Origin of the sequence: Streptomyces longisporus, assembly GCF_039532765.1 — a bacterium.
Classification (GTDB): Bacteria; Actinomycetota; Actinomycetes; order Streptomycetales; family Streptomycetaceae; genus Streptomyces; species Streptomyces longisporus.
This window is the reverse complement of the sequence record NZ_BAAASG010000009.1, coordinates 408,809-422,457: the sequence shown is the minus strand read 5'-3', so window position 1 is coordinate 422,457 and position 13,649 is coordinate 408,809. Positions and strand designations below refer to the sequence as shown.

General features: G+C 70.8%; 12 protein-coding genes. 9 read left to right on the top strand and 3 right to left on the bottom strand.

The genetic code is table 11. The features are described 5' to 3' along the window. The first annotated feature begins 13 nt into the window (after positions 1-13). The 7 genes from ABD355_RS20830 to ABD355_RS20800 all read left to right on the top strand — a co-directional run bounded on the left by ABD355_RS20830 (position 14) and on the right by ABD355_RS20800 (position 7,286). Positions 14-1,348, top strand: a complete 1,335-nt coding sequence (locus tag ABD355_RS20830) for an ABC transporter substrate-binding protein (protein WP_344402000.1) — start codon at positions 14-16, stop codon at positions 1,346-1,348. Positions 1,349-1,367: 19 nt separating this feature from the next. Then, positions 1,368-2,252, top strand: coding sequence for a carbohydrate ABC transporter permease (locus ABD355_RS20825; protein WP_344401999.1), 885 nt, complete (start codon positions 1,368-1,370; stop codon positions 2,250-2,252). Beyond that, positions 2,252-3,157, top strand: coding sequence for a carbohydrate ABC transporter permease (locus ABD355_RS20820; protein WP_344401998.1), 906 nt, complete (start codon positions 2,252-2,254; stop codon positions 3,155-3,157). The genes ABD355_RS20825 and ABD355_RS20820 overlap by 1 nt, the downstream gene beginning before the upstream one ends. Positions 3,158-3,179: 22 nt before the next feature. Continuing rightward, a complete protein-coding gene (locus ABD355_RS20815) occupies positions 3,180-4,805 on the top strand; it encodes a glycoside hydrolase family 43 protein (RefSeq protein ID WP_344401997.1) in 1,626 nt (541 codons plus the stop codon). 184 nt (positions 4,806-4,989) lie between these two features. Then, positions 4,990-6,033 (top strand): LacI family DNA-binding transcriptional regulator, encoded by a 1,044-nt coding sequence (locus ABD355_RS20810; protein ID WP_344401996.1) that lies wholly within the window; start codon positions 4,990-4,992, stop codon positions 6,031-6,033. Between the two features lie 165 nt (positions 6,034-6,198). Beyond that, complete coding sequence (locus tag ABD355_RS20805) at positions 6,199-6,831, top strand: VOC family protein (RefSeq protein ID WP_344401995.1); 633 nt, start codon at positions 6,199-6,201, stop codon at positions 6,829-6,831. 53 nt (positions 6,832-6,884) lie between these two features. Beyond that, on the top strand, positions 6,885-7,286 hold the full coding sequence (locus ABD355_RS20800) for a VOC family protein (protein WP_344401994.1): 402 nt from the start codon (positions 6,885-6,887) through the stop codon (positions 7,284-7,286). On the opposite strand, the gene ABD355_RS20795 is transcribed toward ABD355_RS20800, so the two are convergent. Both ABD355_RS20795 and ABD355_RS20790 read right to left on the bottom strand, forming a co-directional pair. After that, complete coding sequence (locus ABD355_RS20795; RefSeq protein ID WP_344401993.1) at positions 7,269-7,955, bottom strand: helix-turn-helix domain-containing protein; 687 nt, start codon at positions 7,953-7,955, stop codon at positions 7,269-7,271. The genes ABD355_RS20800 and ABD355_RS20795 overlap by 18 nt on opposite strands. A 493-nt stretch (positions 7,956-8,448) precedes the next feature. After that, positions 8,449-9,423, bottom strand: coding sequence for an AraC family transcriptional regulator (locus ABD355_RS20790; RefSeq protein WP_344401992.1), 975 nt, complete (start codon positions 9,421-9,423; stop codon positions 8,449-8,451). Positions 9,424-9,503: 80 nt separating this feature from the next. Here ABD355_RS20790 and ABD355_RS20785 point away from each other — a divergent pair, with 80 nt between their 5' ends. Then, positions 9,504-10,346: an NmrA family NAD(P)-binding protein gene (locus ABD355_RS20785; RefSeq protein ID WP_344401991.1), complete on the top strand. Its 843-nt coding sequence runs from the start codon at positions 9,504-9,506 to the stop codon at positions 10,344-10,346. A 97-nt stretch (positions 10,347-10,443) separates the two neighbouring features. On the opposite strand, the gene ABD355_RS20780 is transcribed toward ABD355_RS20785, so the two are convergent. Beyond that, complete coding sequence (locus ABD355_RS20780; RefSeq protein ID WP_344401990.1) at positions 10,444-11,586, bottom strand: YihY/virulence factor BrkB family protein; 1,143 nt, start codon at positions 11,584-11,586, stop codon at positions 10,444-10,446. Positions 11,587-11,778: 192 nt separating this feature from the next. Here ABD355_RS20780 and ABD355_RS20775 point away from each other — a divergent pair, with 192 nt between their 5' ends. Further along, the gene (locus ABD355_RS20775; protein WP_344401989.1) at positions 11,779-13,413 is read left to right on the top strand and encodes an acyl-CoA dehydrogenase family protein; all 1,635 of its coding nucleotides are present in this window, start codon (positions 11,779-11,781) and stop codon (positions 13,411-13,413) included. The last annotated feature ends 236 nt before the right edge of the window (positions 13,414-13,649 follow it).

Sequence of the window (13,649 nt, the reverse complement as noted above, 5' to 3'; positions counted from 1 at the left end):
GGAACACGGTCAGATGAACTTCACCAGCCCCCGGAGAAGGTTCGCCCACGCCGCTGTCGCGGGACTCGCACTCACAGGTCTGCTCTCCGCCTGCGGCGGATCGGACTCCGGGGACGGCACCAAGTCGTCGGGCCCGGTCACCCTCCCCTTCTGGGGCTGGGCCAACGGTCAGGAAGCCGTCGCCAAGGCGTTCAACGCCTCGCACAAGGACATCAAGCTCAAGTACACCAAGGTCACCGACCAGCTCACCATGCAGAAGCAGCTGACCAACGCGGTCAAGGCGGGCAACGCACCCTGCCTGGTGCAGAACACCGCCGAGTACGTGACCAGTTGGGTCTCGCAGGGCGCGCTCGCCGACATCAGCCGGTACGTCTCGTCGAGCAAGGACAAGTTCAACGCCGGTTCCTGGGCGAGCGCACAGGTGCAGGGCAAGAGCTACGGCGTCCCGACCAGCTCCGCGCCCGACTTCACGATCTACCGCACCGACATCTTCGACAAGTACGGCATCAAGCCCCCTGCCACCTGGGACGACTTCATCGCCGCGGGCAAGGTCCTGAAGAAGCACGGCATCAAGATCACCAACTATGCCGGTGAGGACCCGAGCACCCTGGAGGTGCTCGCCATGCAGGCCGGGGCCCACTGGTACGCGATCGACGGCAACTCCTGGAAGGTCGACTTCCAGGACGTGGGCACCCTCAAGGCCGCGAAGGTGATCCAGGAGATCATCGACAACGACCTCAACTCGAAGCTGTCCTTCGCCGACTACGCGGCCGTGCAGCGCAACTACGACAACGGCGGCACCGCGACCCGGCAGATCTCCACCTGGCAGATGGCCGGCATGGTGCAGAACTTCACCAGGTCCTTCGGCAAGTGGGCGCTGTCGCCGTGGCCGGCGTACCAGGGCGAGGCCGCCAAGACACCGGCCGGCACCAATCTGACCGGCAGCGTGACGCTGGTGACCAAGCAGTGCAAGGACGTCCAGCAGGCCGCGGAGGCCGCGCTGTGGATGTCCACCGACACCGACGCGGTGAAGACCATGGCGAGCCCGACGACCGGCAACGGCGTGATGCCGGCGCTGGCCGACTCCGACGCGTACGTCGGTGAGGCCATCTCCGACAAACTGCTCGGCAAGAACTACCGGCCCGCGCAGAAGGTGGTCACCGACAGCCTGAACACCATCACCACGGACTGGACCTTCGGGCCGGACTGGACCGCCATGTTCACCGAGATGCAGGCCGGCTGGGCGAAGGTCGTCAACAAGGAGGAGAAGGTCACCGATCTGCTGGCGCACATGCAGGACTGGACGGTCAAGGACCTGAAGTCCCGCGGCATCAGCGTCAAGGGCTAGAGGCCGGGGTCGAGAACCGATGATTCGCTCACTGCGCTGGAAGGGGGCCGCCTTCACGGTGCCCTTCCAGCTCGGCTTCGTCTTCCTGTATCTGCTCCCGATCGGCTACGCGGTCTACCAGTCGCTCTACCGCGAACAGCAGTCCGGGCTCGGCCTCGGCGGCTCGACGGAGAGGTTCGCCGGGCTGGACAACTACCAGCACGGCCTGACGGACTCGGCGTTCATGGGCTCGGTGCTGCGGGTGGTGCTGTTCGCCTGCGTGCAGATCCCGGTGATGCTGCTGATCAGCCTCGTACTGGCGCTGTTCCTGGACATGCTGGCCTCCAAGGCCGCCGGCCGGTTCCGGATCCTGCTCCTGGTGCCGTACATGATCCCCGGTGTGGTGGCCGCGCTCGTGTGGATCAACCTGTACAGCCCGGACGTCGGTCCGCTGACCCCGCTGGGCAAGGTGTTCGGCTTCGACTGGAACTTCTTCGCGCCGTCGATGGTGTGGCCGTCCATCGGCAATCTGCTCACCTGGCACGGCATCGGCTACAACATGGTGATCATCTACTCGGCGCTGCAGGGCGTCCCGCGTGAGCTGTTCGAGGCGGCGCGGCTCGACGGCGCCTCCGAGGGACGGATCGCGGTCAGCATCAAAGTCCCGTTCGTACGGGGGGCGTTGGTGCTGACCGGCATGCTGTCGATCATCCAGATGCTGCAGATCTTCAACGAACCCGCGCTGTTCCGGAACATCACCCCGCAGACGGTCAGCGACAGCTTCACCCCCATCATGATCATCTACAACCAGGCGTTCAACGCCGGCGACTACCACTACGCCGCCGCCCTGTCGGTGCTGCTCGCCCTCATCCTCGGCGTCACCTCCTTCCTCTTCTACCGGCTGACCGCAAAGGAGGCGGACTGATGACGCTCACCGAAGAGCGCACCGAGCCCCATGCCGTACGGCGCCTCAACCGCCCCGACCCGGCGGCCCGTTCACGCGGCGGCCAGCGGTTTCTCCTGATCGGCCTCAGCCTGGCCAGTGTCTACAGCCTCTTCCCGGTCTGGTGGCTGATCGTCGCCGCCACCAAGGACCGCGTCGGCCTCTACCAGAGCAACGGCCTGTGGTTCTCCGGCTGGCACCTGTGGGGCAACCTGCGCCAGCTGTTCACCTACGAGCACGGCATCTTCCTGCGCTGGACCGCCAACTCCCTCCTGTACGCAGGGGTCGGCTCGCTCGGCGGCACCCTGCTCGCCCTCGCCACGGGTTACGGTCTCGCCCGCTTCCAGTTCCCGGGCCGGAACCTGGTGTTCGCGTGTGTGGTCGGCTCGTTCCTGATCCCGATCGCGCTGCTCACGCTGCCGCTGTATCTGCTGTTCTCGCAGATCGGCATGGTGGACACGCCCTGGGCGATGCTGATCCCCTGTCTGATCAACCCGTTCAGCGTGTACCTCGCGAAGGTCTACACCGAGGCCACGATCCCGTACGAGCTGCTGGAGGCGGCCCGTATCGACGGCGCCGGTGAGCTCCGGATCTTCTTCAGCATCGTGCTGCGGATGATGACCACGGGCGGGGCGACCGTCTTCCTGCTGGCCTTCGTCAACACCTGGAACGCCTTCTTCCTGCCGCTGACCGTCCTGCGCGGCGAGAACAACTGGACCCTCAACATCGGCCTGTACAACTGGTCCGGCAAGCGTCTCGAGTCCGGGGTCGACCTGACCAGTCTGGTGCTGACCGGCGCGCTGCTGTCCATCGTGCCGATGGCGATCATGATGGTGGCGATGCGCCGCTACTGGCGGACCGGAGTCACGCTGGGGGCCCTCAAGTGACCGTCCTCCCGGGAGCCTTGAAGTGACGGTGCTGCACAACCCCGTCATCCGCGGCTTCGCCCCCGACCCCTCACTGGTCCGGGTCGGCGACTGGTACTACGTGGCGACGAGTTCCTTCGAGTGGTTTCCGACCATCCCCCTGCACCGTTCGCGGGACCTGGCCCACTGGGAGTACGCAGGTCATGTGCGCGGCGCCGCTCCAGGCGACTCGCTGGCCGGGGTGCCGGACTCGGGCGGCATCTGGGCGCCGTCGCTGAGCTGGGACGGTGAGCGGTTCTGGGTGGTGTACTCGGTCGTCCGGTCGGTGGGGACGCCGTACTTCGACACCGACACCTACGTCAGCACGGCCACCGAGGTGAGCGGCAGGTGGACGGCCCCGCGACGGGTCAGGAGCCATGGCTTCGACCCCGCGCTCTTCCACCACGAGGGCCGGCTGTGGCTGCTCAACCTGCAGAACGACCACCGACCGGGCGGACGCCGGTTCGCCGGGATCGTCCTGACCGAGCTGGACCGGGAGACGCTGAACCCGGTCGGTGACACCCATCTGCTGCTGCAGCACGAACGTCTCGTCGAGGGCCCGAAGCTGCTGTGGCGGGAGGGCTGGTACTACCTGGTGCTGGCGGAGGGCGGCACGGGCTTCGAGCACGGAGTGCGGGTGGCCCGCGCTCACGCGCTCACCGGCCCGTACGAACTCGACGACCGGCCCCTGCTGACCTCGCGCGACGACGCGTCGCTGCCGTTGCAGAAGGCCGGGCACGGCGAACTGGTGCAGACTCCGGGCGGGCAGTGGGTGCTCAGCCATCTGACGGCCCGCCCGGTACGGACGCCGCAGGGCCCGCGCTGCACGCTGGGCCGGGAGACGGCGGTCCAGGCGGTGGCTTGGGACGAGGACGGCTGGCCGAGGCTGCCGCACGGGGGTTGGCATCCGGCCGTCGAGGTCGACGTACCGACCCGTCCCGAGCCGCTGCCGGCTCCGCCCACCGACTCCCCTCCCGAGCCGTCACCACGCCCACTGGCCCACCCCGACAGTCTGTTGGGCTGGCCGTGGAGCACTCTGCGTGCGGCCCCCGACCCGTCCTGGGCGGACGCCACGAGCCGTCCGGGCTGGATCCGGCTGCGCGGCCGGCACGGGCCCGAGTCGCGATGGGCGCACAGCCTGCTGGCCCAGCGGATCACGGAGCACCGCGCGGAGGCCGAGGTCACCGTGGAGGCGCGGCCGGACACCTTCACACAGGCCGCGGGGCTGGTGCTGCGGTACGACGCGGAGGCGTATCTGAGCCTGGACCTGACCTGGGCGGAGCCCGAGGGCGAAGAGCAGCGCGGGCAGCAGTGGCGGGGCGAAGGCCGTACCGTGCTACGGCTCGTGGAGCGTGACGAGGCCGGCACCCGGACGGTGGCCGTGGTGGACGTCGACGCGGGCGCTCCGGTGACGCTGGGCGTGACGACCGACGGGGCCGAGGCGCGATTCTGGTGGGTGCGGGGCGGGGTGCGGGTGCCGGTCGGAGGGCTCTTGGACTTCGGCAGGCTCTCCGACGACCACGGGTCCAGGCTCCGTTTCACCGGGTCGATGGCCGGCATCCATGCCGTGGACCTGGTGGACGCGGAGTTCACGGCCGACTTCACCGGCTTTCGGCTGATCTGCCGCTAGCTGCCCCCTGGTTGGCGCCGCCCCAGCCGCGTTCGAAGTTTCGAAAGTCCGAAACCGTGAAGACCTGCGAAGTCCGGCCTCTTCCCGACGTGATCCGGTGAACTTAGTGTAGGAAGCGCTTACTGTTTCCGCGCTGGTCGAAACTTTTCATGGCCCTCGGGCGGGCCGGAGAGGTGGTTCCCGAATGGTCCGGACGGGGAGTACGAGCGTGGCGGCCGGGCCGACGCTCGCGGTCGTCGCCCGCGAGGCGGGGGTGTCCGTGCCGACCGCGTCCAAGGTGGTCAACGGCCGGGAGGACGTGGCCCCGGAGACGCGCCGCCGTGTCACCGAGGCACTCGACCGGCTCGGCTACGTCCGCAGACCCCGGTTCGACGCGGCGAAGGTGCCGGGGCTGGTCGACCTGGTCGTGCACTCGCTGGACAGTTCCTGGTCGGGGGCGGTGCTGCAGGGTGTGGAGGCGGCGGCGCACGACGTGGGGCTCGAGGTGGTCGTCTCGGCGGGCCTCACCCGGACGCGTGGCGGCCGCCCGGAGCGCGGCTGGCTGGACAAGCTGATCGCGCGCGGGTCGTCCGGCGTGCTGTTCAACCTGGCCGAGCTGACGCCCTCGCAGTACGCCTGGCTGGACACGCACCGCATCCCGTACGTCCTGATCGACCCGGTCCTCGAACCCCCGCCGGGTGTCGTGTCGGTGGGCGCGGCGAACTGGCAGGGCGGGGTCACCGCGACCGAGCATCTGCTCTCCCTCGGCCACGAACGCATCGCCGTCATCGCCGGCCACCAGCGCAAGATGTGCAGCAGCGCCCGGGTCGCCGGATACCGCTCGGCACTCGCGTCGGCGGGGGTGCGGCATCGGCCGGAGTACGTCCGGCACGCCGGCTTCGACGAGAGCGTCGCGCATCGGCGCATGCTGGACCTTCTGGACCTGCCCGAGCCGCCGACGGCGGTGTTCGTCTGCTCCGACCACATGGCGTTGGGGGTGTACGGGGCCTTGGCCGCACGGGGGTTGCGGGTTCCGGACGACATCAGTGTGGTGGGCTTCGACGATCTGCCCGAGTCGCGGTGGGTCGCTCCCGCCCTGACGACGATTCGGCAGCCGTTGTCCGAGATGGCGGCGGGGGCGTTGCACTTGCTGGTGCGGATGATGGCGGGGGATCGGCTGGAGGGGACTCGTACGGAGTTGTCCACTCGGCTGGTGGAGCGGGGCAGTACGGGGTGCCTCCGGCGGTAGTGCCGCTGTGCGTCGTCGGTGGTCTGCGGGTGCGCTGTGGCTTGTCGCGCAGTTCCCCGCGCCCCTTAAAAGCCGGGACACTGTCGAGTTCGAAGCCGACGGGAAGTGACGACTCCGCCGCACAGGCGTTCCCTTGTGGTGGCTGTCTGCGTAGCCTCGGCTTCGATGAACCCCATTCCCGCGCGCCTGGACCATCTTGTCCTTGCGACGCCCGAACTCGCCGTGACGGTGGCCGACTTCGCTCGGCGTACCGGTGTGATGCCTGCGCCGGGCGGGGCGCATGTCGGTTTCGGCACCCGCAACCACCTGGTGTCGCTGGGTGGTTCCAGTTATCTGGAGATCATCGGTCCCGATCCGGAGCAGGCGGGGGCGGACGGGCCGCGGCCGTTCGACGTCGACCAACTGGTCTCCGCGCGCACGGTGACCTGGGCGATCAGCCCTCCCGATCTGGACGCGGCGGTCGTTGAGGCGCGGGCGCGGGGGTACGACCCCGGGCCGGTGCGGCCGATGAGTCGTCGTCGGCCGGACGGGACGCTGTTGGAGTGGCGCCTGACCGATGGTGACACCGCGCATCCGTCCGGTCTCGTGCCCTTTCTCATCGACTGGGGGGCCTCGGTGCACCCGACGGCTGCGGGGCTGCCGGTCACTCCCCTGCTCCGGTTGTCGGCGACTGCCCCGGACCCGGATGAGATACGCCCTCTGCTGGCCGCCGTCGGAGCCGAGCTGGCCGTGACCGAGGGGCCGGTGGGTCTCTCGTTCACGGTGGACAGCCCTCGCGGGCCGGTGACCTTCGGCTGAGGGTGTCCGATTCCTTCAAGACCGGCCGCCGGGGCGCTGCCTACGGTGACGGCATGACCCCACGATTCGCCGTGGTCGGCCTGGTCGTCTCCGACCTGGCCGCCTCGCTCGCCTTCTACCGTCGCCTCGGGCTCGTCTTCCCCGAGGGCTCCGAGGACCAGCCGCACGTCGAGGCCGAACTGCCCGGCGGGCTGACCCTCGCCCTGGATCCCGAGGAGACCGTCCGTTCCTTCCACCCGGGGTGGCGGCCGCCGGCCACCGGCGGCCGGATCTCGCTCGCCTTCCAGTGCGGGTCGCCCGCCGAGGTCGACTCCGTCTACGAGGACCTCGTGGGCGCCGGGTACCACGGCGAACTCAAGCCGTGGGACGCCTTCTGGGGGATGCGGTACGCCGTGGTGCACGACCCTGACGGCAACGGCGTCGACCTGTTCGCGCAGCTACCCGCGGCCGAGTAGCTGCCCGAGCCGCAGTCCCGCCAACTCCTTGACGTCGCGGGCCAGATGGGCCTGGTCGGCGAACCCGGCCCGGGCCGCCGTCTCCGCGAACGGCACCCCTTCCCGGGCCAGCCGCAGCGCCCGCTGCAGCCGCAGTACACGGGCCAGCATCTTGGGGCCGTAACCGAAGGCGGCAAGGGAGCGGCGGTGCAACTGGCGGGCACCCAGGCCGAGTTCGTCGGCGGTGGCCGCGACCGGGCGGCCCTCGCCGAGGGCGGTCACGAGGTGCCGTAGCAGCGGGTCGGGGGGTTCGGTGTCGGCGGCCAGACTCAGCGCCAACTCCTCCAGACCGTCCGCCGGTTCGGCGGCGGCGTGCACGCGGGCGGTGAGACGGCGGACCTCCGCGGGCGGCCGCAGTTCGCTGAGCGCCACGCGCCGGTCGCGCAGCTCGTGCGCGGGCACGCCCAGGAGGGCGGGCGCGGTGCCGGGGTAGAAGCGGACGCCCGCCCACACCCCGGGCTCGCCCGCGGTGACGTACGCGTGAGTGTCGGGCCCGGCGACCAGCAGCCGGCCCTGGTGCCACAGCAGGTCCATACAGCCGTCGGGCAGCACCCGTCCGGCTCCCGCCTCGGACGGGGTGTTCGTCCACACGACGGCCCCGGTCAGCCGGGACACCCTCTCCGTGTACACGTACGGAAGGCTACGCCGTCCGCGCTCCTGCGGGCTCACGCCCGGCTGCCATAGCCGACCTGGCGGAAACCGCCCCCAGCACACGCCCACCCCCACCCGCCGACGGTCCTTCGCCCGCACGACGGCCCCGGTCGGCCAGGACGCCCACTACCGAACGACTACGCCGTCCGCGCCCGGTGCTCCTGCGGGCTCACGCCCTACACCCGGCTGCCATAGCCGACCTGGCGGAGACCGCCCCCAGCACACGTCCACCCCCACCCACCTACCGGCCCTTCGCCCACACAATGGCCCCGGTCGGCCAGGACGCCCACTCCCGAACGACTACGCCGTCCGCGCCCGGTGCTCCTGCCGTCTCACGCCCCCACCCCGCATGAAAGCGCTGCCGCAGCCGACCTGGCGGAGACCGCCCCCAGCACACGTCCACCCCCACCCACCTACCGGCCCTTCGCCCACACAATGGCCCCGGTCGGCCAGGACGCCCACTCCCGAACGACTACGCCGTCCGCGCCCGGTGCTCCTGCGGGCTCACGCCGTACACCCGTTTGAAGGCGCTGGACAGCGCGAAGGCGCTGCCGTAGCCGACCTGGCGGGCGATTGCCTCCAGGGTGTCGTCGGTGTCGCGCAGCCGGTCGGCGGCCAGGGCCAGGCGCCGGCCGGTCAGGTACGTCATCGGGGGCTCGCCCAGGAGGCCGGTGAAGCGGCGGGCGAGGGCGGCTCGGGAGACTCCCGCCTTGGCCGCGAGGGAGGCGACCGTCCAGGGGTGGGCGGGGTCGTCGTGGAGCAGGCGGACGACCCTGCCCACCACGGGGTCCGCCAGCGCCCGGTACCAGGCCGGGGCGGCCGCCTCCGGGCGGGCGAACCAGGCCCTGAGCGCGGCGATGACCAGCAGGTCGAGGAGGCGGTCCAGGACGACCTCCTGGCCCGGCTCGTCCCGCACGATCTCCTCCATGAGGAGCGGGGTGAGCGGGCAGTCCCACACCTCGGGTGTGAGGGACAGCAGCGGCGGCAGGGCGTCCAGCAGCCGCCCGCTGACCTCGCCCTGCCACAGATAGGTGCCGATCAGCAGCACGGCAGACCCGTCGAGCCGGTCGCCCCAGGTGCGCACGCCGAGGTCCATGACGCCGTTGAGGGAGCGCCCGTCGGGGTAGCGGCACTCGGCCCCCGGCAGGATCAGCGCCTGCGGCTCCGTCTCGGGGTCGTCGGCACAGGTGTACGGGTCCGGGCCGCGCGCGATGGCGAGGTCGCCGGGCCGCAGCAGCACCCTCCCCCAGCCTTCGGCCGGGGGGACCCCCATCTCGCTTCGCTCGCCCGCGTCCGGCATGATCCACGCCTCGCCGCGGACCATCAGCATGACGGTGAGCGGGGCGCGGTCCTCGATCCGTACGCACCAGGGCGGTTCGAAGCACGCCCGGATCATGAAGGCGCCCCGCGCGCGGGGTCCGTCGAGGAGACCTGCAAGGGGGTCCATGCCGTGAGCGTAGACGCCCGCGCATGGGAATGAGCCGTTCAGCGATGGGGTCTTGGGGCGTGCGGCCCTTGACTGGAGGCATGGCTGACAACGCAGCGAACACGCAGAGCATGACGGTGGTGGTGACCGGTGCCTCGGGACGCACCGGGAGCCGCGTGGTGCGGGCGGCACAGGCGGCTGGGCTAGCGGTGCGGGCCGCGTCCCGCGCCCACGGTTTCGACTGGGAGGACCCGACGACCTGGGCGCAGACACTGCGGGGCGCCGACGCGGCGTACCTGATGTACCCGTCCGACGTCGGCGCCCCCGCGGCGACGGAAGGCGTCGGGGCGCTCGCCCGGGAGGCGGTCGGGCTCGGGGTGCGGCGGCTGGTGCTGCTGTCGGCGCGCGGCGAGGAGCAGGCGCCGGCGACCGAGGCGGCGCTGAAGGCCCCGGGTGCGGACTGGACGGTGGTGCGGGCCGCGTGGTTCGCGCAGAACTTCAGCGAGGGACCGCTGGTGGAGGAGTTGCGCAGGGGGGAGCTGGTGTTTCCGGCCGGTGAGGTGCGGGAGCCGTTCGTCGATGTGCGGGACATCGCCGAGGTGGTCGCTGTCGCTTTGACGGCCGGGCAGCGGTACGTCGGGCGGACGGTGGAGGTGACCGGGCCGCGGCTGCTGTCGTTCCGCGAGGCGGTCGCAGAGATCTCCGCGGCCATCGGTAGGGAGGTTTCTTGTACGCCGGTGCCTGCACGGGCTTATGGCGAGGCGCTGACCGGGTTCGGCGTGCCGGCGGAGGAGGCGGAGTTTCTGGTGGAGGTGTTCGAGGGGCTGCTCGATGGGCGCAATGCGCATCTCACGGACGGAATCCGGCAGGTGTTGGGGCGTGCGCCCCGGGACTTCGAAGACTTCGTGCGGGAGGCTGCGGCGGCAGGGGCCTGGAAGGTTTGACGGGGAGCGCCTTTGGGGTGCTGGATGTCTGCGGACTGCGACTTGTGAGTGGCCGCACATCGACACAGCCCCGCGCTTCGCGCCTCCTCAGGGCGCCTCACGGACCGTCGTGTTTGTGGTGCGGGTGGGTGCTCTTCACGTGCGTACGCAGGCGTGAGGTCACGTCCTCCGGGGGCAGGAAGCGGGACCAGCGTTCCGGAAACTCGGAGGGCATGTCCGGGTCGGTCGGGTCCGTTTCGTGGCCGGCGGCCGCGCGGGCCACGTGTTCGGCCAGTTGGACCTCGCGGAGCCGCTCGTTGGCGGCGCGGGCGGCGGCGGTCGCGGCGGCCGGCCAGACCCGGTCGATCGCGGCGTTGACCGCGGCCCCGACGAGGACGGCGAACGCGGACACGCCGATCCACAGCAGTACGGCGACGGGCGCGGCGAGCGAGCCGTAGATGGTGGGGCCCTCGACCGTGCTGGTCAGGTAGATGCGCAGCAGGAAGCTGCCGAGCACCCACATCGCGAGGGCGACCAGGGCGCCGGGCACGTCCTCGATCCACGGGGAGCGGACGGGCACGGACACGTGGTACAGCGTGGTCAGGAACGCGATGGACAGGACGATGACCACGGGCCAGTACAGGACCTGCACGACGGTCGTCGACCACGGCACGACGTTCACCACCGCGTCAGGCCCGGCCACCATCAGCGGCAGTGCGACGGAGCCGATCAGCAGGGCCACGATGAACAGCGCGAACGACAGCAGGCGGGTCTTCACGATGCCGCGGACCCCGTCGAGGCCGTACATCACGGTGATGGTGTCGATGAAGACGTTCACGGCTCGGGAGCCCGACCACAGGGCGAACAGGAAGCCGATGGAGATGACGTCGGGCCGGCCGCCCTTCATGACGTCGTGCAGGATCGGCTGGGCGATCTCGTGGACGCCCTTGTCGGACAGGACGGTGCGGGACGCCTCCAGGATGTTGTTCTCCAGGCTCGCGATGGAGTGGGCGCCGGTCCAGGCGTCGACGTAGCCGAGCAGGCCGATCAGGCTCAGCAGCAGGGGCGGCACGGACAGCAGCGTGAAGAACGCGGCCTCGGCCGCGAGGCCCAGGATGCGGTACTCCATGCACGAGTTGACCGTGTCCTTGAGCAGCAGCCAGGCAGTCCTGCGCTTCGAGACGTTCCGATAGAGGGCACGCGCCCGGTGGAGACGCCCGGAGGGGGGGCTGCTCTGCGGCGATTCACTTGCTGACTGCACGACCTAACGGTATCCGCCGTGGCCGAGTGCACTCATCCCCCGGCATCCCACGGCATCCCCCGGCCCATCGGCCCGGCGTGACGGCCATGGGGGCGACGTCTTGGCGCCGGTCGGCAACTTTCAGGCCGACAGGGGGTCCAAGGGGCGCAGCCCCCTGTGGCTGACGACACCGGCCGGGGGTACTTTCGCCGCATGGCACGCCGCACCCACACCGTGACCAACCAGCCCCCACCCCTGACCGACTACGACCTCTTCGGCGCCGACCGCGCCCTCACCGAGGCCGTCGAACGGCACCTGGACCCCGAGCTGCTCGACGAGGCGCACGGCGAGCTGGCCGCACTCGGCCGGGCCTCCGGTTCGGCACAGCTGCAGGAGTGGGCGGTCCAGGCCAACGAGAACCCGCCCCGGCTGCGCACCCACGACCGTCACGGCCACCGTGTCGACGAGGTCGACTTCCACCCCGCCTGGCACCGCCTGCTCGGCAAGGGTGTCGCCGCGGGACTGACCGCGGCCTGGGTACGGCCCGGCGGCCATGTCCGCAGAGCCGCCGCGTTCCTGGTGTGGACGCAGGTCGAGGCCGGGAACCTCTGCCCGCTGTCGATGACCCACGCGGCCGTCCCCGCCCTGCGCACCGACCCGGCGCTGGCCGCCGAGTGGGAGCCGCGGCTCACGTCCATGGTCTACGACCGCGAGCTGCGGCCCGCCCGCCTCAAGGCCGGGGCGCTGTTCGGGATGGGCATGACGGAGAAGCAGGGCGGCAGCGACGTACGCGCCAATACGACGACCGCACGGCCCCTCGCCGAGGAGGGTACGTACGAGCTCACCGGGCACAAGTGGTTCTGCTCGGCCCCGATGTCCGACGGTTTTCTGGTGCTCGCCCAGGCTCCGGACGGGCTCACCTGCTTCCTCGTGCCGCGTGTCCTGGAGGACGGCTCCCGCAACGTCTTTCTGATCCAGCGGCTCAAGGACAAGCTCGGCAACCGCTCCAACGCCTCCAGCGAGGTCGAGTTCGACGGGACCTGGGCCCGCCGGGTCGGCGAGGAGGGACGCGGGGTGCGGACCATCATCGACATGGTGGCGGCGACCCGGCTGGACTGCGTGCTGGGCTCGGCGGGCCTGATGCGGCAGGCGGTCGCGCAGGCCGTGCACCACTGCACCCACCGGGAGGCGTTCGGCGCGAAGCTGGTCGACAAGCCGCTGATGCGCAACGTGCTGGCCGACCTGGCGCTGGAGTCCGAGGCGGCGACCACGCTCGCGCTGCGTCTCGCCGCCGCCTGTGACGAGGGCGGCGAGCAGGAGCGGGCGCTGCTGCGGATCGCCGTGCCGGCCGCCAAGTACTGGGTGACCAAGCGCTGTACGCCGGTCGCGGTGGAGGCCGCCGAGTGCCTGGGCGGCAACGGGTACGTCGAGGAGTCGGGGCTGCCCCGCCTCGTGCGCGAGTCGCCGCTCAACTCGATCTGGGAGGGCGCCGGGAACGTACAGGCGCTGGATGTGCTGCGCGCCCTGCAGCGCGAGCCGCAGGCGCTCAACGCCTACCTCCAGGAGGTCGGCGAGGCCCGCGGCGCCGACCACCGCCTGGACGCCGCGATCAAGGACCTGCTGACCGAGCTGGCCGACCTGGACGGGATCGAGGGGCGGGCCCGGCGGCTGACGGAGCGGCTTGCGCTGGTGCTCCAGGGTTCGCTGCTCGTCCGGTTCGCCCCACCGGAGGTGGCCGACGCCTTCTGCGCCGCACGACTGGGCGGCGACGGGGGCGCGGCCTTCGGGACACTGCCCCACACCCTGGACCTCGCGTCGGTGGTGGAGCGGGCCCGGCCGGTGTCCTGACCTGGGCTCATGTCGTACGGGGGTGGTGCTGCGCCGACACGGCACCACCCCCGCCCAACCGGCCCGTTCGAGGCCACGAACGCCGCTCGGGACGGCGTTGCTCAATATTCAATCAAGCAGGAGCCTGTCCACCAGGGTTGCAAGGGGTTGCAACTTGCTGCTGTCTGCGACTGGAGTGGGCCCGTCCGCCGGGAACGGACGGCACTATGGACGGACAGTACGGACGACTCCGGCTC